This window comes from Bacillus sp. S2(2024), assembly GCF_050474045.1.
Lineage (GTDB): Bacteria > Bacillota > Bacilli > Bacillales > Bacillaceae_G > Bacillus_A > Bacillus_A yunxiaonensis.
Genome location: NZ_JBFLUS010000003.1, coordinates 1544474 through 1568228, shown reverse-complemented (window position 1 = coordinate 1568228; position 23755 = coordinate 1544474). Strand labels below are relative to the sequence as shown.

The 23755-nt window shown below is 34.0% G+C and carries 18 protein-coding genes and 2 pseudogenes; 3 read left to right on the top strand and 17 right to left on the bottom strand.

What is annotated here, in order from left to right; all coding sequences use genetic code 11:
* Positions 1-12: 12 nt before the first annotated feature.
* Positions 13-846, bottom strand: a complete 834-nt coding sequence (locus AB1284_RS07780) for a YitT family protein (RefSeq protein WP_429750368.1) — start codon at positions 844-846, stop codon at positions 13-15.
* Positions 847-904: 58 nt separating this feature from the next.
* The gene (locus tag AB1284_RS07775; protein WP_429750370.1) at positions 905-1801 is read right to left on the bottom strand and encodes a LysR family transcriptional regulator; all 897 of its coding nucleotides are present in this window, start codon (positions 1799-1801) and stop codon (positions 905-907) included.
* Positions 1802-2941: 1140 nt separating this feature from the next.
* Here AB1284_RS07775 and AB1284_RS07770 point away from each other — a divergent pair.
* Positions 2942-3724, top strand: a complete 783-nt coding sequence (locus AB1284_RS07770) for an alpha/beta fold hydrolase (protein ID WP_429750372.1) — start codon at positions 2942-2944, stop codon at positions 3722-3724.
* Between the two features lie 307 nt (positions 3725-4031).
* Here AB1284_RS07770 and AB1284_RS07765 read toward each other — a convergent pair whose 3' ends face one another.
* Complete coding sequence (locus tag AB1284_RS07765) at positions 4032-5834, bottom strand: acyltransferase family protein (RefSeq protein ID WP_429750374.1); 1803 nt, start codon at positions 5832-5834, stop codon at positions 4032-4034.
* A gap of 393 nt (positions 5835-6227) precedes the next feature.
* Entirely contained in the window at positions 6228-7361 is a 1134-nt protein-coding gene (locus AB1284_RS07760) for an MFS transporter (protein ID WP_429750375.1), read from the bottom strand.
* Between the two features lie 99 nt (positions 7362-7460).
* On the opposite strand from AB1284_RS07760, the gene AB1284_RS07755 reads away from it, so the two are divergent.
* Positions 7461-8312 (top strand): LysR family transcriptional regulator, encoded by an 852-nt coding sequence (locus AB1284_RS07755; protein WP_429750377.1) that lies wholly within the window; start codon positions 7461-7463, stop codon positions 8310-8312.
* A 47-nt stretch (positions 8313-8359) separates the two neighbouring features.
* Here the strand turns inward: AB1284_RS07755 and AB1284_RS07750 are convergent, their stop codons facing one another.
* The 7 genes from AB1284_RS07750 to AB1284_RS07720 form a co-directional block, all read right to left on the bottom strand.
* A complete protein-coding gene (locus tag AB1284_RS07750; RefSeq protein ID WP_302850598.1) occupies positions 8360-8488 on the bottom strand; it encodes a hypothetical protein in 129 nt (42 codons plus the stop codon).
* Between the two features lie 262 nt (positions 8489-8750).
* On the bottom strand, positions 8751-9830 hold the full coding sequence (gene rfbG, locus AB1284_RS07745; protein ID WP_429750379.1) for a CDP-glucose 4,6-dehydratase: 1080 nt from the start codon (positions 9828-9830) through the stop codon (positions 8751-8753).
* Between the two features lie 30 nt (positions 9831-9860).
* A complete protein-coding gene (locus AB1284_RS07740; RefSeq protein WP_429754326.1) occupies positions 9861-10820 on the bottom strand; it encodes an NAD-dependent epimerase/dehydratase family protein in 960 nt (319 codons plus the stop codon).
* Between the two features lie 94 nt (positions 10821-10914).
* Positions 10915-13017: a glycosyl transferase gene (locus AB1284_RS07735; protein WP_429750381.1), complete on the bottom strand. Its 2103-nt coding sequence runs from the start codon at positions 13015-13017 to the stop codon at positions 10915-10917.
* 19 nt (positions 13018-13036) lie between these two features.
* Complete coding sequence (locus AB1284_RS07730) at positions 13037-13786, bottom strand: sugar phosphate nucleotidyltransferase (protein WP_429750382.1); 750 nt, start codon at positions 13784-13786, stop codon at positions 13037-13039.
* A 343-nt stretch (positions 13787-14129) separates the two neighbouring features.
* Positions 14130-16274 (bottom strand): DNA topoisomerase III, encoded by a 2145-nt coding sequence (gene topB, locus AB1284_RS07725; protein WP_429750384.1) that lies wholly within the window; start codon positions 16272-16274, stop codon positions 14130-14132.
* A 251-nt stretch (positions 16275-16525) separates the two neighbouring features.
* The gene (locus AB1284_RS07720; protein WP_429750386.1) at positions 16526-17809 is read right to left on the bottom strand and encodes an aminopeptidase P family protein; all 1284 of its coding nucleotides are present in this window, start codon (positions 17807-17809) and stop codon (positions 16526-16528) included.
* A 343-nt stretch (positions 17810-18152) separates the two neighbouring features.
* Here AB1284_RS07720 and AB1284_RS07715 point away from each other — a divergent pair.
* Positions 18153-18569 (top strand): annotated as a pseudogene (locus AB1284_RS07715) (DUF542 domain-containing protein); the annotation flags it as partial.
* A gap of 211 nt (positions 18570-18780) precedes the next feature.
* Here the strand turns inward: AB1284_RS07715 and ptsP are convergent.
* The 6 genes and pseudogenes from ptsP to lacD all read right to left on the bottom strand — a co-directional run bounded on the left by ptsP (position 18781) and on the right by lacD (position 23742).
* Complete coding sequence (gene ptsP / locus AB1284_RS07710) at positions 18781-20517, bottom strand: phosphoenolpyruvate--protein phosphotransferase (RefSeq protein WP_429750387.1); 1737 nt, start codon at positions 20515-20517, stop codon at positions 18781-18783.
* A gap of 276 nt (positions 20518-20793) precedes the next feature.
* Positions 20794-21060 carry a phosphocarrier protein HPr gene (locus tag AB1284_RS07705; RefSeq protein ID WP_429750389.1) on the bottom strand — a complete coding sequence of 89 codons (267 nt, stop codon included), beginning with the start codon at positions 21058-21060 and terminating at the stop codon, positions 20794-20796.
* An 80-nt stretch (positions 21061-21140) separates the two neighbouring features.
* The gene (locus AB1284_RS07700) at positions 21141-21359 is read right to left on the bottom strand and encodes a hypothetical protein (RefSeq protein WP_429750391.1); all 219 of its coding nucleotides are present in this window, start codon (positions 21357-21359) and stop codon (positions 21141-21143) included.
* A 16-nt stretch (positions 21360-21375) separates the two neighbouring features.
* A pseudogene (locus AB1284_RS07695) lies at positions 21376-21599 on the bottom strand (amidohydrolase); the annotation flags it as partial.
* Positions 21600-21732: 133 nt separating this feature from the next.
* Positions 21733-22464 carry a GntR family transcriptional regulator gene (locus AB1284_RS07690; protein WP_429750392.1) on the bottom strand — a complete coding sequence of 244 codons (732 nt, stop codon included), beginning with the start codon at positions 22462-22464 and terminating at the stop codon, positions 21733-21735.
* A gap of 288 nt (positions 22465-22752) precedes the next feature.
* Positions 22753-23742 (bottom strand): tagatose-bisphosphate aldolase, encoded by a 990-nt coding sequence (lacD, locus tag AB1284_RS07685; RefSeq protein ID WP_429750394.1) that lies wholly within the window; start codon positions 23740-23742, stop codon positions 22753-22755.
* Positions 23743-23755: the final 13 nt, after the last annotated feature.

The window sequence follows — 23755 nt, the reverse complement described above, 5'->3', positions numbered from 1 at the left end:
AGGTCATATTTTTTAACTCGCTTTAAAGCCACCGCCTAATACATCACGTACATCATGAATAACAACAAATGCATTTTCATCTTTTCTACTCACGACTTGTTTTAATTGAACGAGCTCTTGTTTATTAATAACAACATATAGTACTTCCTTATTATTTCCTGTATAACCGCCTCGTCCTTCTAACACTGTTACACCGCGCGTCATGTGCTTCATAATGGATTCTCGAATAACATCTGGATAGTTTGAAATAATCGTCACAGCTGTTCTTGTGTCCATTCCTTCTACAATAAAATCAATGACCTTCGCGCCAATAAAGACCGCTACAAGTGTATACATCGCTTTCTCCTGTCCGATAATAAACACTGAACCAGCAATAACAACAATATCAATAATTAATACGCATTTCCCGACACTCCAGCCCAAATATTGATTTGCTAACCTGGCTATGATTGCTGAACCACCTGATGTGCCACCTGCTCGAAACATAAACCCTAAACCAACCCCAACAAAGCTCCCTGCAAAAAGAGCCGCTAATAATGTATCATTATTTACCGGAGTTGCAACGCCTTCTGTGATATATAAAAAGAAAGATGTAGATAGTATCCCAAGAACTGTATACACCATCGTTTTTTGATCAAAAAATTTATAACCGATTGCAAGTAAAATGGCATTCATTATAAAGTTTACAACACCAGGAGACCAGTCAAACAAATAGTAAGTAATAACAGTAAGACCGATAATCCCCCCTTCTGATAATCGATTTGGAATAGCAAAAAAGTTAATCCCAATCGCAAATAATAATGATCCAACTATAACAAGTAAAATCTCTTTCGTACGTTCATTCATTACATTTTCCTCCCATCTATGCCTTTACATGTATGTTATAATTCAACATCTTAGGAAACTAAGTTGTCTCTCTCCATTTCTCTGCATGTTTCTCTATCATTTCAATTAATTTTTTCATCGCCGAAGTCAACCATTTATTTTTATGGTATGCCAGTTCCGTTGTAACAAAATCCTCACTGTATATCCATGGAAGCGCGATTAACTTGCCACGCTCAATTTCCTCCTTAACCGTAATAAGCGGTAAATACGATAATCCTAGTCCACACATGACGGTTTGTTTAATTGCCTCAATACTCCAAAAGTGAATACTTGAGCAATTAACACCTTCCTTTTTTATCCATTTTTCTAATAAGTCTCGATAACTTCCCGGCTCTGTAAGCAATAACATTTCTCCTTCTAAATCAGCAGGAGTAACGATTTTTTGTTTTGTTAGCGGATGCCCTGGCGGAGCAACAAGCACAACTGTTTCTCGAACAAGGGAATGAGTGACAATATCTAAACCAAGCTTTTCCGGATTTGTAAATAAAGCAAAATCAAATTTACCTGACTTTAACTCATTATGTAACTCTTGGCTCTCTGATGGCTGTAAAATGATATGAACTTGCGGATATTTCTTTTTAAATTCATATAATATCACAGGCAATCGATATATCATTAAAGACTCGTTTGCCCCAATACGTATCGTCCCTGATGGTTTACCGTTCATTTGAGATGACTCCAGCGCCTCATTAGATAATTCTAATATTTTTTGCGCATAAGAAAGCATGTGCTCTCCTACTTCAGTTAAAATCACCTTTTTACCAAGACGATCAAACAAGGGGCTTCCAATTTCTTCTTCTAAGGATTGGATATGATTAGTAATTGTTGATTGTGTATATCCGAGCCATTCTCCAGCCCGTGTAAATCCACCGCTTTCCGCTACAATAATAAAAGTTTTCAAATGACGTAACTCCATAATGCCACCTCCTGTTGTACAATCGTTATTTCATCTTTAATAGCATAAATTACGGTTTACATTATATAGAAAGGTTACATATACTTTTCTAACATCAATTTATTGTTATACCTATATTTCCATAAGAACAAAAATTGGCGTTACAAGATATACAATAACAAAAATAAACATGTGTTGTATTCATGTGAATTTTTATAAATGACTTTTCTCTGTTATATATAAAATACATACAGTAAAATTTATCTCGAAACACCTATGAAGCTAACTATTTTCTTAGAAATAGTTAGCTTCATGGACAACCTTATATACTTTTAACCATGTATACTCGAATCGAAAACGATTGATTCCAAACTTAAGCTGCTAGTTTATATAAATGTCCATACTCAAATGATGTATACAGCATATAAAGGAACTACATAACATTTCCTCTTCACACTCACCTAATCGCTATTATATATTTAGAATGAGAATAAATAAAATGAATTATTTTAATAGAAATCATTTAAAAAAATGATAGATTAATTAAAATATAAAACATGCCATTAAATTGGCATGCTTCTCTACATTATACAATTTTCTGAAAAATACTCTCCAAATTATAAAGTGAAACTTCCATCGGTAGGGATTTTCTTCATCCCCCACCTATCTTCTGTAGAAAAGCGGAAGCGGCTCGCCCAGAATCGCAGGACGCCCACGGATAGCGGGATAAATTAAAGCTCACTTATCACTACTAAGACTATATCGACAAGTTATCTTTACAAACTATATAACCATCTAGTATTATTACCTAGTACTTAAAAATAATAACAAACACCAATACTCAATCTATTAAACATTCAAAATGAAAACAAATTAACTTACCAAAACTTATTTTAAATTCATAAATAAATTTTATTTTTCATTATATTAAAAATCGTTCTCGTATATATCCTCAACGCAGATGAGCAATTCTTATTTCATGTTTTCTATCATTATGAATAGCAAAGTAGTGCCTATATACTGATTTACAATATATTTTATACACACTGCATTGCTAAACTTGATATTACAAAAATGGTAATTAACACCACATAAATTACCTCAGTTCATTGATAATGATGACATTCTAGTAGAACGTATTTTCTTTTTTCCAACATAGATTTGAAAGGGGCATACTTTTTGCAAACACAACAGGATCTTAGTAAAAAAACTATCATATTTATCCATGGATTAGTTGGGAATCGTCGTGCATTTAAAAAAGAATGTAAACTATTTTCCTCATCTTACAACATCATAACGTATGATTTACTCGGTCATGGTGAGGATAAAGGAGAAGCAATTGATTTTTCTTTAGATCAATTAGTACAGCAATTAGCAGATCTTTATGAAAAAGAAGGAATCCAGCAAGCTCATATTTGCGCCCTAAGCTATGGATGTTATATTGCTACTATATTTGCTCATCAGTACCCAGAAAAAGTATTAAGTCTTTGCCATATTGGAGGTCATTACAATAACCCCTCTAAGTTATTTAATGTCTTTCAAAAGTTTTGGGACAAACGAAATAATGAGTACTCTTCTTGGCTTCATCAGTATGCAAGTACTATATTTCCAAGTGGCATTCTAAAAGCAAATCCATTTGCGATCGTTTCTAAAAATATTTACTATCGATTTGGATTACAATTACACAAATCTATTATTCGAGAATCACTACGCCATCGTCTAGAATTTGATTTAAAATCCCGATTACGAGAACTTACACAACCAATTTTATGGGTAATGGGAGAACATGATCATCTCTATAAATCTTGTTTATTTGATTTAAAATCCATTCTTCCAAATGTTTCATATAAAGAAATTCCATTAGCTGGTCATGCTGCAAATATATTTCGACCAAATTATTTTTATGATCTTTACTCTCAATTTTTACAAGAAACATTATCCTAAAGTCAATTATTTTTATTAAATAAAGAGAGTCGCATTCCATTGCGACTCTCTTCTCATGTACAAGACATATTTTAAATGCAATCTCGGTTTTTCTATATATCCCTAAAAATCTTTCTCGCTACTAGTCTAATACGAAACTAGCTTTTTTAGAAGCACTTCAAAAAGTGTACCTTTTTAAACGATTTTAAGTAAAAAACCTTTTAAATTTAAACATACTGATACTATCAAATTAAAAGGATGGGATTCATCATGTCTAAGTGAGCTCAAGTGGAAAGATTTCCATCCTGATCTCATATTGTATTCCTACTTATTTAATGTGCTTCACTACAAGAGAAGCATATGCCTCTGCCCCCGTCTTCGTCAAATGGACCCCATCTGGTTCAAAATATGCTTGCTTTCCAGCGCTTGCTGAATGCCAATCAACTAGTGTAATATTTGAGAAATTCTTCGCGGCTTCTTTTAATCTTTCATTAACTAATGATTCCCATGGACGCGGCACTCTTGTATTAATCAATATAATTTTACGTTCATTACCTATTGATTGAATCAATGATGTTATTTGCTCAGTAGTAAATGCTCCATTTGTACCTAATCCAATAATAACGTAATCTCCTAAATTACCCTCTTTTTTCATTTTATCCACCGTAGCGATCGCTTCAGACATTTGTCTTCCAATCTTCGCGTCGATCTTAATATTAGGAAAGGCGTTTTTCAAATATGGAGATATGTCAATCATAATGGAATCTCCAATTGCTGTAACTGTTGGAGGTTCTTTAGGCTTATTAGAAACAGTTCCTTTTTCTTCTTTATTTTGAGCTGGTTTATCAGCCTGTTCTGTTTGTACTTTTTGCTCTTTTTGTTCTGTTTGTACTGCTTCTATACTAGCTTTTTTAGAATTCGCTTTTGCTTGGCTCCCTGTTACTAAACCGAAACCAGCTGTCACAGAAACCAATAGTGCAAATGTTAAAGCTAGCTTACTACCTAACGCCAAGTTTCTTATTTTTAAGTTATGTAAATGAATATTCTTCAATGCACCTTGACGAATTGGATTTTCGATAAATTTCCACGAAAGCTGTGCCATAAACAGAATAAGAAAAAATTGAAAAATAGCCCTCGTAAACTGAAATCCTCCAGTACTTACTTGCGGACTTGTCAATGTGATAATCGGATAATGCCAAAGATATATCCCGTAGGATCGGACACCAAGCCATCGTAAAGGTCTAAACCTTAAAAATGCACTAATTCGGCTAGTTGGATGAGCAAGGTTCGCTACTAATAATGCCGTAACAACCGAGAACAGGAACATTCCTCCGCGGTATAGGAATGGATCATATTGATTTGTCTTCCAAAACATAACGAGAATCACAATAAGAGCAATTCCTCCAATTACATCAAGAACGAGGCGAGCTGACGGGATAATGTTATTAGCAAGCCTACTGCTCGGCCAAATGAAAGCGAGTGCTGCACCAATCAGTAAGGAAAACGCTCTTGTATCGGTACCATAATAAACCCTACTTGGATCAGCGCCTGGTACATATATCATTGCCATTGCAACAGCTGAAGCAATCGCTCCGAGAAAAATAAATAGAGTCATACGTGACTGTTTTTTTATATAGGAAAATCCTAAACTAATTATGAGTGGCCAAACTACATAGAACTGTTCCTCAACAGCTAATGACCAAAAATGATTCAGTGGAGAAAGTTGGCCAAAACTATCAAAATATGATAATTTGTGAAATATATACCACCAATTACTAACATAAAATAACGCTGCTAACGAATCTCCCCACATTTTTCCAAGTAAAGAACTATGAAAAATTGTAATCCATGCTAAGATTATAACAAGCATGATAAGCATTCCTGGAAGCAATCTCCTTGCCCTACGTAACCAGAAATTCTTCAAATCAATCCTCTTATTTTCCTTCCATTCAATAACAAGAAGATCCGTAATTAAATAACCAGAAAGTACAAAAAATACAGTAACGCCTAGGAATCCTCCAGGCATCCACTTAAAATTGAGATGATACAAAATAACACCTAGTATGGCTAGGCCTCTTAGACTGTCTAATCCAACCATATAACGACTATTTTTCTTTAATGGTGTGGGCATTTACAGTCACCCCCCATCTTTTTCTAAAAACTGTGTAAATAGTTACACTATGAAATTCTATCAATTTATACTTAACCAGTATAAACTAAATAAAAAATAAAAGGTTTACAAAAATAGTACAAGATACATTAACAAACATACTTGTTTTTTATAGTAATGTACACAGTACATAAAATTCTATCATGTCATCCGTTATTATAAAACTGTTAATACAAATAAAATCCATTACAACATTTAGATTTCCCGATAATGATACATTACAATAGAAAGATGATTTTATTAAATCCTTTAAATAGTCCCCAATATATAAAAATAGTCTAAGTCATATTATATATTTTGACTTAGACTATTTTTATATATTTCACAAACTAAAATTTACCAATTCATTTCACTCTACTGCTTTCTTATTATTAAAATAAATTGCATTCCAATTGCAACTACTAATATACCAGCTGTAAAGTATGGCAAATCGAAAGGATTTATTCCTTTTTCTAAAAATATACCATTTGCCAGTGTTCCCATGGAACCAGCAAGATAATTAATAGAACTAAGCAAGGCAATCGGAATAGCAGCATGTTCTGGGCTCATTTCGACTAATGTTTTTTGTTGTGTTGCTAACGCTGCCCAGCCAGTAGCTCCCCAAAGAATTAAACAGATAGCTACCAAAATCGCTATTTGATGAGAAATCCCCATAAATATTAAAGATGAAAACATGATAACCATTAAATATATTAATATGATTTTAGGCTTCTTATAGAAATCGATAATATATCCTATTATAAAGCTTCCTCCTATGCCACCTATTCCCCACATCCATATAAAGATTACGGATTTTTCAAATCCATAGGAAGCTATTATGAGATCTAAGTATGTGTATAAACCTAAACTACAAAAACTCAATATCATCGTTATAATCATTACAAGTGAAATACCTTTATTTTGGAACATCGTTAGTCGTTCTTTTAGTGTTGGTAAATGAGTAGATTTTATCACAGGGAACCTAAACAATAGGGACAATATTCCCAGTACACCGATTACGACAATAAACAACATTGTTATTCGCCACCCATACATATCGGAAATATATATACCGAAAGGAACACCTATTACAGTTCCTGCACTCATTCCAAGTAATATCATTCCTAACGCTCTACCTCTTTTGTTTTCATGAACAAATGTAACAGCTGCCGATGAAGCGAATGGTGAATACAGACCAGCTCCTATACCTGCTATTCCTCTAGAAAGTAATAAAATGATAAAATTGTTCGTAACTGCACTTACTACATTGGCTGATACGAAAATGGATAATGCTATTAATAATGTATTTTTTGCATTCGTTTTACTCATCATTGCAGCAAACAAAGGTGCTGCAATTGCATAGCACAAAGTAAATATACTTACTGTCTGTCCCGCTTTACCTATAGATACACGAAACTCATCTGCAATACTAGGTAAAATCCCTGCCATTACATAAGCGTCTACACCTAACGCAAACATACCTATCGCTAATAAGAAGATCTTGTTCAATGTTCATCACCCTTTTGTTAATTATTCCATTTTTTATCATAAAGGGTATAATGAAATTAGTGAAATTAATATTTAGCATAGGAGGTATGAATTTAACTCATGACAATAGCAAGATATGAAGTATTCCAAAAAGTGGTTGAACTAGGGAATTTCACAAGAGCAGCTGAACAACTTAACATAACACAATCAGCAGTAAGTCATGCTATTTCTAGTCTTGAAAAAGAGTTTGGCTATCCCTTACTACATCGTAATAAGCAAGCAAAGATTAGTAAAACTTCGTTTGCAGATCGAATTCTCCCGCATATCCGACAAATTTTAAACAGTGAAGCTATTATTAAACAAGAAATATCTCTTCAAAACAATCAACTAGAGGGCACTTTAAAAATAGGTGCATTTACAAGTGCTGCAGCTCAAATATTGCCAAAAATGCTATCGCAGTTTAAAAAGAACTATTCAGAAATTAAAGTAATACTATTTGAAGGTACTTATATAGAGATTGTAGAGTGGATTAATAACGGCACTGTAGATATAGGATTCATTATAGAAGAAGATATAAAAAAACAGTTTCAATCAGTACCTATTACAAAAGATGAAATTGTCTTAGGATTACCGAAAGATCATCCACTGGTTAATGAAAAAACAATTGATATAAAGACAATTTCTAATATGGACTTTATTATGCCAAAAGGTCCCTATCAATCATTAGTCTTAGAAAATTTATCTGCTCATAATGTACGCCCAAACATTATTTTAGAAGTATTGAATTGCGAAACGATTGTTAATATGGTTTCACAAAATATCGGGATTAGCATGGGCCCTGAACTATTTTTTAAATCTCATAAAAATATTGAAATAAAGAAATTAAAACAAAAAAAATATCGTCAAATTAGCCTTGCTTTTAAAGAAAAAACTCCTATCATACATGCTTTTCTAGTATGTAATCAATTATAACAGTATACATGAAGCCACAAACGTATTGTTTGTGGCTTCATGTATACTCATTTTTGTTTCATTCGTTTCACTAATAATTGTTTTACCTCGTTATATGTTAAACCAGATTTCTTATTCAGCTCTTTCACTTCTTCAATATCAGTGCCAACAACAGTGTATTTTTTCTCTTTGTTCATGCTGCACGTCCTTTTAATTTATGAATTATACTCATTTTCAGCAAATATGATAAGTTTCCGCCTACATGTAAAATAAATAGTATGTTCCTTATCTATTCCCTAAAATGAATGCTCTCAAACAGCAGAAGTATACTTCAATTCACTAAAAATAAACAAAACCTCGAATTATCGACTCTTTACAAGCTTACGTAATTCGAGGTTTATTTTCGTTGACGTCCTTATCATTAACTTTCTAACATATGAAAGTTGCTATTGACTTTACTTATGATTGACAATATTGTTGAATTTGCTTTATACATATTCCTCTCATGCTGGTATTCATATTATAATTTTTATACCATTCAACCGTACTGTCTAATGCCTGTTGAAGAGACCACTTTGGGCTCCAATTAAGTTTGAATTTTGCTTTACTAATATCGAGATTCAATAATGTTGCTTCGTGAAATTCTCTCTGTACATCTAATATCCCCCAACTCCCCGATCCCCAACTCTTTACTATACGAGTAACTACTTCTTCTACTGGGACAATGCTACTTGGAGTTGGCCCAAAGTTCCATGCTCCCGAAAAACGAGCTCCTTCTGTTAAAATTTTTTCCGTTAAAAGTAAATAACCACTTAACGGTTCCAAAACATGTTGCCAAGGGCGCACTGCATGAGGGTTTCTAATTATAATTTTTTGATTCGCTTCCAATGCACGTATACAATCAGGAATGATCCTATCTACAGACCAATCGCCTCCACCAATTACATTGCCAGCTCTAACACTAGCAATAACTTTCTGATGATGCTCATATTTTTTCTCTGGGAAATAAGAATTTCGATAAGAAGAAATTAAAAGTTCACAGCACCCTTTACTAGAACTATAGGGATCATGCCCACCCATAGAATCATTTTCTCGATATCCCCAAACCCATTCTTTATTTTCATAGCATTTATCACTAGTAACTATAATACATACTTTAACCGATTCATGTGATCTAACTGCTTCTAATATATTTAGCGTTCCCATAACATTTACGTCGTACGTATATTTTGGATGATGATATGAATAGTTAACAAGTGATTGTGCAGCCATATGAAATACAATTTCGGGTTTATATTTACTAAAAACATTATTTAATTTATTAAAGTCTCTAATATCTCCTCGTAGATCAATTATGTCACTTTGGAGATTTGTTACAACAAAATTGTCCTTTTTATTTTTAGGGCCCAAAGAATATCCTATAACGGTCGCACCCAGTTCCCTCAACCATATCGATAACCAAGAACCCTTGAAGCCCGTATGTCCTGTAATAAGAACCCTTTTTCCTTGAAATACATTATTAAAGTTATGATTTAACAAGTGATTCACACCTTTAAATGATAAAATTCCTTATAAATTTGGATACAAATGTTTATTATGTTTATACCAATTAATTGTTCTTACTATGCCTTCTTCAACATCTATTTTCGGTTCCCAGGCAAGCATCTTTTTAACTTTATTAATATTCGGCTTAGGGACCCATCTCTCATTTTCTCTATATGGAAGCGCACCATAATTTGGTTTTTTATCTGTCTGTAAATGTCCAAAGAGTAACTCTACATAATACTTTAATTGATGCACCTCACCACTTCCAATATTAAAAATATCATTCTGTACAGAATCATTCTCAATCGCTAAAATACAAGCGTCCACAATATTATCTATATAACAATAATCTCTCAATTGATTACATAAAGTTAAATCCACGTTCCTACTTTGCAATGTTTGTAAAATGATGTGAGCAAAAAGTTTATGTGATGCTTCCATTTCGCCAAATACGCCAAAGGGTCTGAGGGTTATTATGTTAATATTGTTTTCACGAGCGATTTGATGAGCTATTATTGTAGCCGCCGCTTTGCTGCTTCCGTATATATCTACAGGAGTTAATACCATATTTTCATCAATCAATTCAGTCTTATTTCCATATTCCGAACTACTTCCCAGATTAATAATTTTTTTACAATCTACTAACCTTGCAGCTTGAATAATATTTATAGTTCCTATAACATTCGTTTCAACAGCACTCATATAGTCTTTATGAGTTGGATTCACACCATATGCAGCAAAATGACAAATATAATCCGGATGAAATTTTTTTACTGTATTTTGAACTTGAGTTTTATTTCGTATATCTGCTTCATACACTTCAATACTACTTAATACATTATTAAGCCGCCATGAATTTGATGATTCTCTTGTCAAAATACCTACTTTTGCTTGAAGTTTTAATAACCTCTGTATGAAATGGGAACCAATAAATCCATATCCACCAGTAACAAGTACTCTGCAATCTTTAAAAAGGCTATTCATTATTATTTTCTTACATCCCTTTTTATAGTTTTTTATATAAGCAAAAGTGTAAAATAATTGTTGCATTTGTATAATTTTCACAAAAATATAAAAGTCACATTTTTAAATGAAAATCTAAATTGGAGTTTAAATTTGGTAGGGAAGAATACTGAAAATAGTTTTTGGCTGAAGATTTATTCGATGTTTCTACATATAAAGGGATGAGCTGCTTCATAAGGCTCCTATAGAGGATATGGCATGTCTTTCTTATACTTTCGATGTAAGGAACATAAATTCCCTTTAAAATGAGTTGGTCAATGTTAAGAGTTTCATGTTTCCATAAATCAAACTCATTCATATTAAAAATTTGCATACTGCCAAAATGAAAAGAAACTAATTCATCGTTATTCACAAGAACCTTTTTGTTTTCAATTCTTATAGTATCTTGATTATTTAAAATTAAATTCCACGGTGCAGCATTAATCCCTTTTTGATTTATAATTTTAATATTAGAAAATAAATTAGGAATATGGTTTAAATATTTTTGATCTCCCCATCTATTATATTCAATATCATACTTATCTTCACAGTACTCGAGACACTTATCTCTCCACCATTCTAAAATTCCTATACTATTTTTATCATTTTTAAATCCAATTAATCCAGCTTGATACATACCATGTATGTTTTCAAGTTCTGTTGTACCTCTTTGCGTGCAAAGAAAAATAGAATATTTCCACCATTCACTTAAAATTATGTTAGGATCAGAAAAAAAGTACATATCTGCATCGCAGTATATAATATGATCAACTTCGGGATAATGTTTCAATATATGAAGACATAATGGAGCTTTTAATGTCCAGCAATACTCCTTCAAGCTTCTTTTATTCTTTACATTTAGGAGTTCTTGATTTTCGACTTCTTTAACGTGAATGAGTATAGCATGTTTCAACTGCAATTTTATTAAAGTTTGATAGGTAAAATCATCCATACAACAAATCCATACATTAAAGTTTTCTCCCTGATTTGCTAGTGAATAATAACAGGTTAGCCCTTGAATAATATATTTTTGACTTATAATTAATGAGAAATTTAAGAAATTATTCCACTGATTCATTTTTCTTCTTAATTTTGAATCCTTATATGGCGTTGTTGCTTCTTTAATATCTTTACTACTTAAGAGTTTATTTGTCACTTTACCAATTTTTAATTTTAATTCTCTAAGAATGAATTGAATTCGACTTAAATATGGAGTGTAAATACATTCTAGTATATTATTAGGTATTTCAATTTCTCCTAAAGACCAAAGATCAAATTGATCTTCACTAAAAATTGTAATACATGCAAAATGATAGACAACTAATTTATCCGTCTCAATATAAACCTCATTTAGATTTTTTGATATATTAAAATTATTATTATAAATACAATTCCATGGTGCTGCGTTTACTCCTAGATTTTTTGATATCTTAACCATCGGAAAATACATAGGAAAATAGTCCAAATATTTTTGATCTCCAAACCTTCCAATATCAGGATTAGAACCACACCAATCCAAACACTTATCTTTCCACCATCCAACACTTTTTAATCCATATGAATCATTTTTAAAGCCGATTAATCCTGCTTGATATTTACCATATGTTTGTTCTACCCAATCACGGTCCCTCTGAGGACAAAGAAAAACAGAATTCTCTCCCCATTCATCAAATATAACAGCGGGGTTAGAGAAAAAACATAGATCTCCATCACAATAAAGTACGGATGGTAATTTATAGTTTACAAGCAAATATTCTATGAAAACAGGTTTCAAAGTCCAACAATATTCATTAACTTTTCTATTTTTCTTAATACTTTTTAATTGTTCATCCTCCATCTCTTCTACTCGTATAAGCATTACTTGATTCAAATTCATTTCCTTCAATATATAATAAGCAAATGAATCTATACAACAAATCCATAACGTGCACTCTTTTGTGTTTTGCATTAAAGAGTGCTGTAATGCAATTACTTTTATGACATATTCTGTTCCTGCTATGACGCAAAGATGATTCTCGTGTCTAAAGTTCTCATCATATTCTAATTGAGAATTCTTATTGACTGTAGAATGTGTGGAACGATTTTTGACAAAATGATTTTGCGATAGTTGAAAATTTATTTTTTCTTTAGAGGGAATATATGGGCGAGGCAAATTCTCTTTTCTATTGTTAGAGTTCAATATTTTTCACTCCTTTTAACTATCCTTTATTAGGATCCCAATTTTCATTTGCATCTTTCAGATCTTTTGGCGTATCAACACCAATCCAAAAACCATCATATTCAAAAACCGCTAGTTCGTTATTTTTTATTAAATTACGCAATGGTTCTTCCTCGAGGATACACGTGTCTTCATCACTTAAGTAACTAAATATCGCTTTATTAAATACAAAAAAACCTCCATTTATTAAAGTATCAATTAGGGGTTTTTCCTTAAATTCTGTAGCAATTCCGTTTTCAACCTGTAATAAACCATACTGACTATTCTTCCTAATTCCAGTCAGTGTTGCGATTTTTCCTTTTTCTTTATGAAATTTTATAAGCTCATTAATATCTACGTGTGCTAACCCATCACCATAAGTTACTAAAAATAAGTCATCCTGCAGATGATTTTCAAGCTTTTTCAATCTTGCTCCAGTCATTGTTTCTATTCCTGTATCAATAAATTTTATATTCCACGATTTCGGTTCCTCAAGCAAGTGATACTGATTTTTTTGGAGATCTAACATAAAATCATACTCTTTCCAGTTATAATCCACGAAATATTCTTTGATTTTTTCCCCTTTATATCCTAATGGCAATATAAATTCTTGATGTCCAAATTTACTATACCAGTTCATAATATGCCAAATGAGAGGTTTTCCCTGTACCCTGACTAATGGTTTAGGAACATCTTCTAGAATCCCCTGCATCCTTAGTCCTTTCCCCCCACAAAAAATTATAACTTTCATACTATCTCTCCTGACAAGATTGGATTATATAACTAATTTAAGATATGCGGACAGAGTATGAACTGTATACACTTATGAACTAAAAGGACAAATTTCTAGAAAAGCCGTTTTAAATCCTTAGTCTTCTTTTCATCTGAAATATTCCATCTTTAGTTTATTTAATCTCCTTATCCTTCTTATATTTTCATTTCAAATAAAAAAAGAACAAAGCATGAATACTGGTTTTTCATGCTTTGTTCCTAAGTTCTAAATAGTCCCTGTCGTTACATAAACAGGTTCTTTACTAACAAGCGGCAAAATTCCACTTAAAAGCTATCTTAAATAAAAGTCTTTTTATTCTATCTCACTTCTCAAACACAAAATTAATCTTATTATCTTTCCACTCTAATTTCGCATCAAACGTTTTATCGTTCTTCTTGAAACCTTTCATTAGTTCCGTCTGTTCACCTTTTAATAGCTTTTTCATATTTTTTTGCGAAATTGTTTTTCCTAATATCTTTTTAGAGATTGTGAAATCACATTTCGTTGTATTATAGTTCGAACATCCATAAAAAGTAGATTTATCAATGACATCTCCATCACACTTTTTACATTGTCCGACCTTTTTACCGACTGTAAATTTAGAATTGGATCGCTCAATAGATTCTACATGTAATCCCGTAAAATCCCATTTCTCAGACATTTCAATTGCATCTTCAATAATTTTCGCTGACAGCTTTTTCGTTTGTTCCATAAACGTTGCTGGTGAAGCTGTACCTTCTCCTATTTCAGCAAGGCGCTGCTCCCACTTTGCTGTCATTTCTGGAGAAGCTAATATTTTATCGCCAATTGCAGTAATTAATACTTTTCCTTTATCCGTCGCATACACTTGGTTCTTCTTCACATCAATGTACTTACGGTCTTTTAGCATCGTAATAATACCAGCGCGCGTCGCTTCAGTTCCTAAGCCTTCTGTCTTTTTTAACACCTTTTCCAGTTCTTCGTTCTCTAAATACTTCCCAGCTGTTTTCATTAACGTAATAAGCTGACCTTCTGTATAACGCTTCGGAGGCTGTGTCTTACCTTCTTTGACTTTCACTTTTACAACTTTTCCTTGTTCGCCCTCTTGTACAATAGGAAGAATTGTTTCTTCATCTTTCTCGTCTTGGAAAATGACTTTACGCCAACCTTCTTGAATTTGCTGTTTTCCTTTTGAGATAAATTCAGCACGTCCATCAACGAGCGTTGTAATTGTAGTATAGTCAAAAATCGCAGCTTCATAATGCGCTGCAATCAATCTTCTCACAATCATATCGTAAATTTTTCTTTCATCACCAGATAATTTACTTGGATTTGTTACTTGTTCTGTTGGAATAATGGCATAATGATCTGTAACCTTCTTTTCATTCACATAACGCTTATTATTTATAATAGAAGCAACTGGCGCTGGTAATACATCTTTATATTCTTCAAACTGGCTTAATTTCTGCAAAATATCAGGAAACGTTGCAGCTTCTCCTTCTGTTACATAGTTAGAATCCGAACGCGGGTACGATACAATGCCTTTTTGATATAAAGCTTGTGTTATATCAAGTGTCTTTTTCGGTGAAAATTTAAATGCTTTATTCGCCGTTGCTTGTAACGATGATAAGTTAAATAAAAATGGTGGCTGAAACTCTTTTCGCTCTGTTTTCATTTCTTTCACTTCAGCCGGCTTATTTTGACAAAATGCAGCAATTTTATTTGCCATATTCGGATCTTTTAAGCGAGATTCATTATCTTGTTCCCACTTACCTTCATATTTCTTTCCTTCTATATTAAAGGTTGCAAATACTTCCCAAAAAGGCTCTGATTTAAAGTTTTCAATCTCTTTCTCACGTTTCACAATTAATGCAAGTGTTGGTGTTTGTACGCGTCCCGCTGAAAAAACATCATTCATTCCTTTTTTCTTTAGTAAAATACTAAAAACACGGGAAGCATTCATCCCAACAACCCAGTCCGCACATGATCGTGTATATGCTTCGTAATATGTATTCACCGTATCTGCTTCATCAAGTAAGTTTTTAAATCCTTGATAGATTGCTTGCTTCGTTAAAGAAGAAATCCACAGACGCTTCATCGGTTTTTGTACATTACAAAGATTAATGATATTTCGTACAATTAATTCCCCTTCACGCCCTGCATCTCCCGCATGAATAATTTCTGTTACTTGCGGATTATGTAACAACTGTTTCACAACATTAAATTGCTTATACTTTGACTTTGTTACTTCAAATTGAAAACGCTCTGGAATCATTGGCAACGTATCTAATGACCATTTTTTCCACTCTGCATGATAATGTTCTGGATTACATAATTGCGTCAAATGACCAATGGCCCACGTACAATAAGCTCCGTTTGGAAACAATTCATTTGCTTCCACTTCCAAATAACCGTCTTTTCGTCGATATTTAAATTGAGAAACGAGCGCTAAACCTTGATCTGGTTTCTCGGCAATAATTAATTTCATTTTAAAACTCCCTATCTACATTCCAGTATTGCTTCAATAATATCTCTTCAATTTTTATATAAACTCTTTAAAGCCTTCAAAAATTTTCACATAAAAGTATAACCTACACTTTTGTGTACTCTACTATAGACTCCTAATATTATACGCTTAAATTTAGTACCTTCACAATAGGAACTCAGTATATAACTTATTACTTAAGGTTCTAAAACAATATGAAAAAGACGCCCCCAATTTAGGCGCCTTTGTTCTTCTTATTTTGCAACAATCTGTCTATCCTTCACGTTTGGATTGTGTACCCTCATAAAATCTTCAATCTCTTCAACTGTTCGGATTATATCTTTTGACAGATTTTCATTTCCATTTTCGGTAACAAGAATATCATCTTCGATACGAATTCCAATCGCTTCTTCTTCAATATACAAGCCAGGTTCCACGGTAATAACCATACCGGCCTCGAGCACTCGGTCTTTGTACGAACCTACATCATGAGTATCCAAGCCAAGGAAATGACTCACTCCATGATAATAGTAGTTAGAGAGTTCCGAGTCTTCTTGGATTAAACCAATTTTCTTACATTCTTCTGCCAGCACCTTTTTCGTATGCTCATTTAATGCAGCAAATTTTAATCCCGGTCTCACAAGCTCAATTGTTTCCCTCAACGCTTTTAACACAATATTATAAATCTGTTTTTGACGATTCGAAAAAGTTCCACTTGATGGGAATGTATAGCTAATATCAGCATTGTAGTAATCCTTCTGAGCTCCTAGATCAAGCAGCACTAAGTCACCTTCATTAATTTTAGAATCATTGTCCTCATAATGCAGCACGGTTGCATTTTTCCCACTTGCCAAAATCGTATTGAATGCATGATGCTTTATACCAGATGATTTTAGTGTAAAATCAAAATGGGCTTCTAATTCATATTCCATCAGGTCCTCTTTCGCATGCTTGAGTACATTGTAAATGCCTTCTTTTGTAACCATAATCGCTTCCTTTATCTTCTCAATCTCTTCATCCGTTTTATATACACGTAATTCAGAAATATTCGGATAAACGTTGCCTATCGAAAGGTGTGGATAACGTTCCCTTACATGTTTAGCAAATGCTAACGTCCTTGTCTCTGTCCCTGAAAACTCACGGCGTTCCAAATCTAAATATACATGCTCCACATGTTCTGTAAAAAACGTTCGCGCTATTGATGATTTAAAACTTTCTAAGTACAAAATCGTTTTTAAACCTGAAATAGCTTCTGCCTCTTCTCTTGAAATTGTTTTGCCTACCCATTTTTCAAGAACTGGATCTGCTTTTTCAATGAAGAGCATTTCTTCTACTGTATCGCCTACTTTTTTTAACACAAAAATAACATTCGCCTCATCAATACCAGTCATATAATAGAAGTTTCGATTTGGCACAAATTTATAATGTTCATCAGCTGACTTATAAGTTGCCTGGCCAGCAAATAGAACCGTAACAGATTTATCTGGCAATGTTTCTGCTAATCTTTTTCGATTTTCAATAAAAAATGATTGCTTCATAACAATCCCCCTTAAATTCTATAAATCCCCTTAAAACTGACTACCCAGTTTAGTTTATTGTATTATTGTTGTAATTTTCCGTCAATTAATTAGAAACATGAGTGCTATAATGCCCTATGAAAATATCGTTATTTATTCTTGAAAAAATGCAGCGATTTCATTTGCCATACTTGGCTCTTTTAGGATCTACTTACTTTTAGCATAAATACAAGTATCAGTTATATTACACAAACAACGTATGGTGAAATTCACAGATTATCAGTGATGTATATCACTATATAAACTTAAATTTATTGATATTTTTAATCTAGATACAAAATTTAAGCTTTATGGAAACATTCATATGGAACATGTATTTACTGAGACTTCTGTGAGTGGTGATATTGTTACGCAATTCCCGAAAGCAAGCGACCTTTTCAAATCATATAGAATAGATTTTTGTTGTGGAGGTAACAGACCACTTATCGATGCAATTCATGAGAGAAATTTATCTGTAGAAGAGGTTATTACAAACTTAAATACTCTTTATCATGAAACAAAAATATTAAATGAATCAAAAATTGACTGGACAACCATCTCATATAGTGAATTAGTTGACTATATTGTGAATAAACATCCTCGCTATTTAAATGAAGAATTGCCACATTCAAGTCCATATGTGACAAAAGTATTCCGCGTTCATAGATCAAAGCAGCCTCATTTAGCTAAAATTCACAAGCTATTCCATGAATTAAAAACAGAATTAGAACAACATATAATTAACGTTGTACTTTTACGAACGAGATGATAAGAAATTGAATACAGTATTAAAAGTAACAATTATATCCAACATATTTCATCCTGATTTTTCTAAAGTTAATGAAATGAAAAGGCTCCTTGATAAACAAGGAGCCTTTCTAAATTTATGAAGTTGATCTAACTGAAATATGATGGTCATTAATGTTTTTAAAATATTACAGATAACTATAAAATTAAACAGAAAAACTTTTTGGTTTTATAAATATATCTTTTACAAATCTCTCTACTTCCTCAGATGTTGTCATATTTAAAATTTGTTCAATAACTAAGTTTATTTCCGCTTTTGATAACTTAAGAATTTGGTTTCTTGCTCGTAAAATAGAAGTGGCACTCATAGAAAATTCGTCTAATCCTAAACCAAGAAGAATAGGGATCGCGATTTCATCCCCAGCCATTTCACCACATATACCTGCCCATTTTCCTTCTTTATGTGCTGCATCAATGACATTTTTGATTAGGCGAAGGATCGCCGGGTTATATGGCTGGTACAGATAAGAAACACGCTCATTCATGCGGTCTGCTGCCAGCGTATATTGAATTAAATCATTTGTTCCGATTGAAAAGAAATCAACTTCTTTTGCAAACAGGTGAGCCATCACAGCGGAAGATGGAATTTCCACCATCATCCCTACCTCAATACTTTCGGCAACGGTTGTACCTTCAGCTTGAAGTTTTTCTTTTTCCTCTATTAAAATCGCTTTTGCTTGACGAAATTCATTAAGTGTAGCAATCATCGGGAACATAATTTTCAAATTACCGTGCACACTTGCACGCAACAGCGCACGAAGTTGTGCGCGGAACATGTCCTGCATTTCTAAACATAAACGAATCGCACGGAACCCTAAGAATGGATTCATTTCTTTTGGAAGATTTAAATATAGAAGCTCTTTGTCGCCCCCGATATCCAGTGTACGAACAACAACCGGCTTACCTTCCATTCGCTTTAATACCGTTTTGTAAGCCTCAAATTGTTCTTCTTCTGTTGGAAGTGTATCGCGCCCCATGTATAAAAATTCAGTACGGTATAAACCTACTCCTTCACCACCATTTTCAAGGACACCTTTTACATCCTCAGGAGTACCAATGTTGGCAAAAATTTCCACGTGATGTCCATCAGATGATAATGTAGGCTCATTCACAAGCTTGGCCCACTCTGCCTTTTGAGCTTCGTAAACAGCTTTTTTATCTTCGTATATCTCCACAACATCTTCTGTTGGATTGACGATTACTTTGCCATCTAAACCGTCGACGATGACTAATACTCCGTTTTCGATAGCATTTGTTACTATCTTCGTACCAACGACCGCTGGAATTTCCATAGAACACGCCATAATCGCTGAATGCGATGTACGTCCGCCTATATCCGTTGTAAAACCTTTTACATATTTGCGGTTTAATTGGGCGGTATCAGATGGTGTTAAGTCTTCTGCGACAATCACTACTTCTTCTGAAATCATGCTTGGATTGGCAATGGTCACACCTAAAAGATGCGATAACACGCGTTTTGTCACATCACGAATATCAGTAGCACGCTCTTTCATATATTCGTTGTCCATTGTCTCAAACAAGTTCACAAACATAGTGGCCACTTCGTTTAAAGCAAACTCCGCATTGACTTGCTCGTGTTTGATTTTGTCCTTAATTGGATTGATTAGTTCCGGGTCGCTCAACACGAGAAGGTGTGCAGCAAAGATTTCTGCTTTATCTTCGCCAAGTTCTTTACGAGCATGCTCTTTTATTCCTTCAAGCTCTGATTTTGATGTTTCGATTGCTTGTTCAAAGCGTTCTACTTCCTGATCTGTATTCGTTACTGCTACTTTTTCTACAATTAACTCTGGATTTTCTAAGCGAAAAGCTTTGGCAATAGCAATGCCTGGAGAAGCTGCAATCCCTTTAATTATGATGGACATTGTTTTATTAACCCCTTTCTCATGTTATTTTTTAACTCAAACTTATTTTAATTTTATATTTTTCTTGTACGTCTCAACATCCAGCTGTTCAAACGGATTTACACCAAGCAAATGTCCAATGTTACTTTTTTCATGCTCGTCTTTACATCTTTATACCTTATATGTGAAACTTTTATTTTTGTAATACAGTCACATAAATTATTTCTAACCACATATAATTGTAATTTGATAAGCTATATAGCTTCTGTGTTTCTATTAAATAATTTTGTGCTGACGTTATTGGCCAATCCCCTCACTTTTTATTAACTCTTCGAGCGCTTCTAATGCTTCTTTTGCATCGTTACCTTCAGCTACGATTGTGACTTCAGCCCCACTCGGAACCCCAAGAGCCATGATACCCATAATTGATTTTAAATTTATAGACTTCTCTTTGTACTGAAGAGCTATTTCTGCCCCATATTGACCTGCTTTACTGACCAGCTGTGCTGCTGGTCTTGCGTGAATACCGAATTTTTCGATAATTTTAAATGTTTTTTCTGTCATTTTATATTTCTCTCTTTCTTTACTAAATTTTAATATTCATTCTAGTATCTATTTTGTGTTCTAATACCGAATTTTCCTCTTTATCCGCCACTATGATGCTTTCTTAATACAGAAGCAGGAAACTCTGTACTTACTTCCCCTGAGAACATACGATAGATTGCTTCTGCTTCATGATTCCCAGTCACACCGTTTGGAATATGGATATGCTCTTTTAAAATACCAATTTGGTTAAACAGATGATGAAACATATAAAAATGGTAACTATTTGGATCATCTGATGATACCTTCGTAACATGCAAGTGAAGCCATGGATTATACGCAATTCCTTGTTCCGGGATGCCATGCTAATGCTATGTCTACATCATCAAACAATCCTTCCCTTACCATAAACGTCTTACCGCCGCCAATTCTCCAGGGCAACGGTAATAACGAACGGTTCCTTCTATATTGTTTTCTTCCATGTAATAACGAAGTGCCATAGCTGCTGCCAGTGAACCTGCTCCGAGTAAGTTATGTCCGCTATCATGTCCATTTCCATCATTTTCCACCGGATTATATTGTGGTACGCCACCTGAACTGTAACCAGAGGGAAATTTCGGAATGTATAATGGGGTATTGTAAAAATAGATCAATTGAATCACTCATAAACAAATGTTATGAGTGATTCAACGATTAGGTTAATTCAGTGTAAAAGCGGCAGCGATCGCCCCGCACTATGGATATACAAAATTCAACAGGCACACCATTGACATCGTAGGCAGTTCGTTCAAGCAAAAGTGCGGGACGACCTTCCTCCGTTTGCAGATATTCACTTTCGTCGGCACGGATGAGAACGGGTTCAAATGCCTCGTTTGCTCTTGTTACCACGGTATTAAACTGTTGTGAAAATAAATCATATAAAGAAATTTCGCCTACCTTTTTTAACTGCCCTATATCTGTAACAACATGTTTCGGAATAAAAGATGATTCTAAAATAAACGGCTCATCTTCAGCACAGCGAAGGCGTTTCATTTCAATGACATTCACGTCTTCACTCAGCTGCAGCGCTTCTTTGATTTTGGCAGTCGGTTTGACTTCTTCTATTTTTAGAATGATATCCTTAGGGTTCAAGCCTTTTTCTTTCAATACTTTACTAAAGCTGTAAAATCCCATCAATGACTGCTGCAATTTTGGCTTTGCCACGAAGGTACCTTTTCCTTGGATTCGGTATAGAATTCCTTCCTGTACAAGCTCCTCAATCGCTTTTTTTGCCGTGTTGCGACTCACACCAAATTGATCCATTAACTGATTTTCTGATGGGATTTTATCACCAAGTGCCCAATGACCTTTTTCAATTGAATCCTTTAATCTTTTCATTAATTGATGATAAAGCGGGATTATACTTTCATGCTGCAATGGTTTCATTTTACTAAACCTGCCTCCAAACCATACTAATGTTCTTTTAATAACCTAAATTATACCATCAACACTTGTAGCGTCAACCTAGCAACCAGGTTCTATAACGGAATAGTTTCTACCATACTATAATAATGATGGTTTATCAAAATCGCTATTAATATCCTCTATTATTGTAAAATATTAACAGACTCCTTAATCGGACCGTTTTCCGTTTCCAGTCAAAACGACTTTTAAAAATAAATCAAAAAATAAGGAAGCGCGAGAACCTTCCCCACACTTTCTTACCTCACTTCCTTACCCTGAGATTTTTACAAACCACGGGCTTGCTGTCTCTTTCAGGACAATATTTAGTTCTTGGATATTTTTTTGGCCGGTTTCTTGTAACCAAGCACGTCCGGCTTGTTCACCATTTTCGGCAAATTGAGCGACGCCATTTTTCCATGTTGCCCGGCCGCAGAGGACACCGTTAAAAGTTGAGCCGGATTTTTTCGCAAACATCAAGGTTTCTTGGAACAATTCTGCACTTACGCCGGCGCTTAAGAAGATAAACGGCAGATCTGTTGCCTCACTTTGCTCTTTGAAATAAGCAGCCGCTTTTTCCTTGCTGTAGGCTATCTCGCCTTCTGCGTAACCCTCTACAAACTTCATATCTACTGGAACTTCTACCTTTAAAACGTCCACCTTGTATTGCGGCTTAGAGAATTCCCTCATGGCCTCGATAACCTTATGAGGCTTCACTTTAGCATACTCCATGCTTTTCACATCATCATTTTTGGCATCGTAAGACACTATTTCAAGGAAGAATGGAATGTCTTCCTCCGCACACTCAGATCCAACTCGTTCCATATAAACGTGCTTATAGTCATTAATTTTTTCATCTTCATCTACATCATAGTATAATAAAAATTTAACCGCATCTGCTCCAGCTTCCTTCAGGCGTCTAACGGACCACTCTGGCAATAAATCAGGCAATCGGCCCTCGGCTGTTGCATCATAGCCTGTTTTTTCATACGCCACCAATAACCCAGCGTCCGAATGACGGACTTTCGAAGCCGGCAGACCATATTCCGGATCCAATAGAATCGACGTTGCATATGGTGTTAACTCTTCAGAAACCAATTCTTTGAAGCGAATGATGCCCCCATCCCCGACATTATTCTCACCTCCAGCTTCAATCATTTTCTTTAATGAACCGCGTTGATCGATCGCCAAAGCCCCGATAATTCCATTTTCATCCGACAAACGCTTGAGAGCCGCTAATTTATTATTCGTTAATTCTAACATCAACAATCACCTC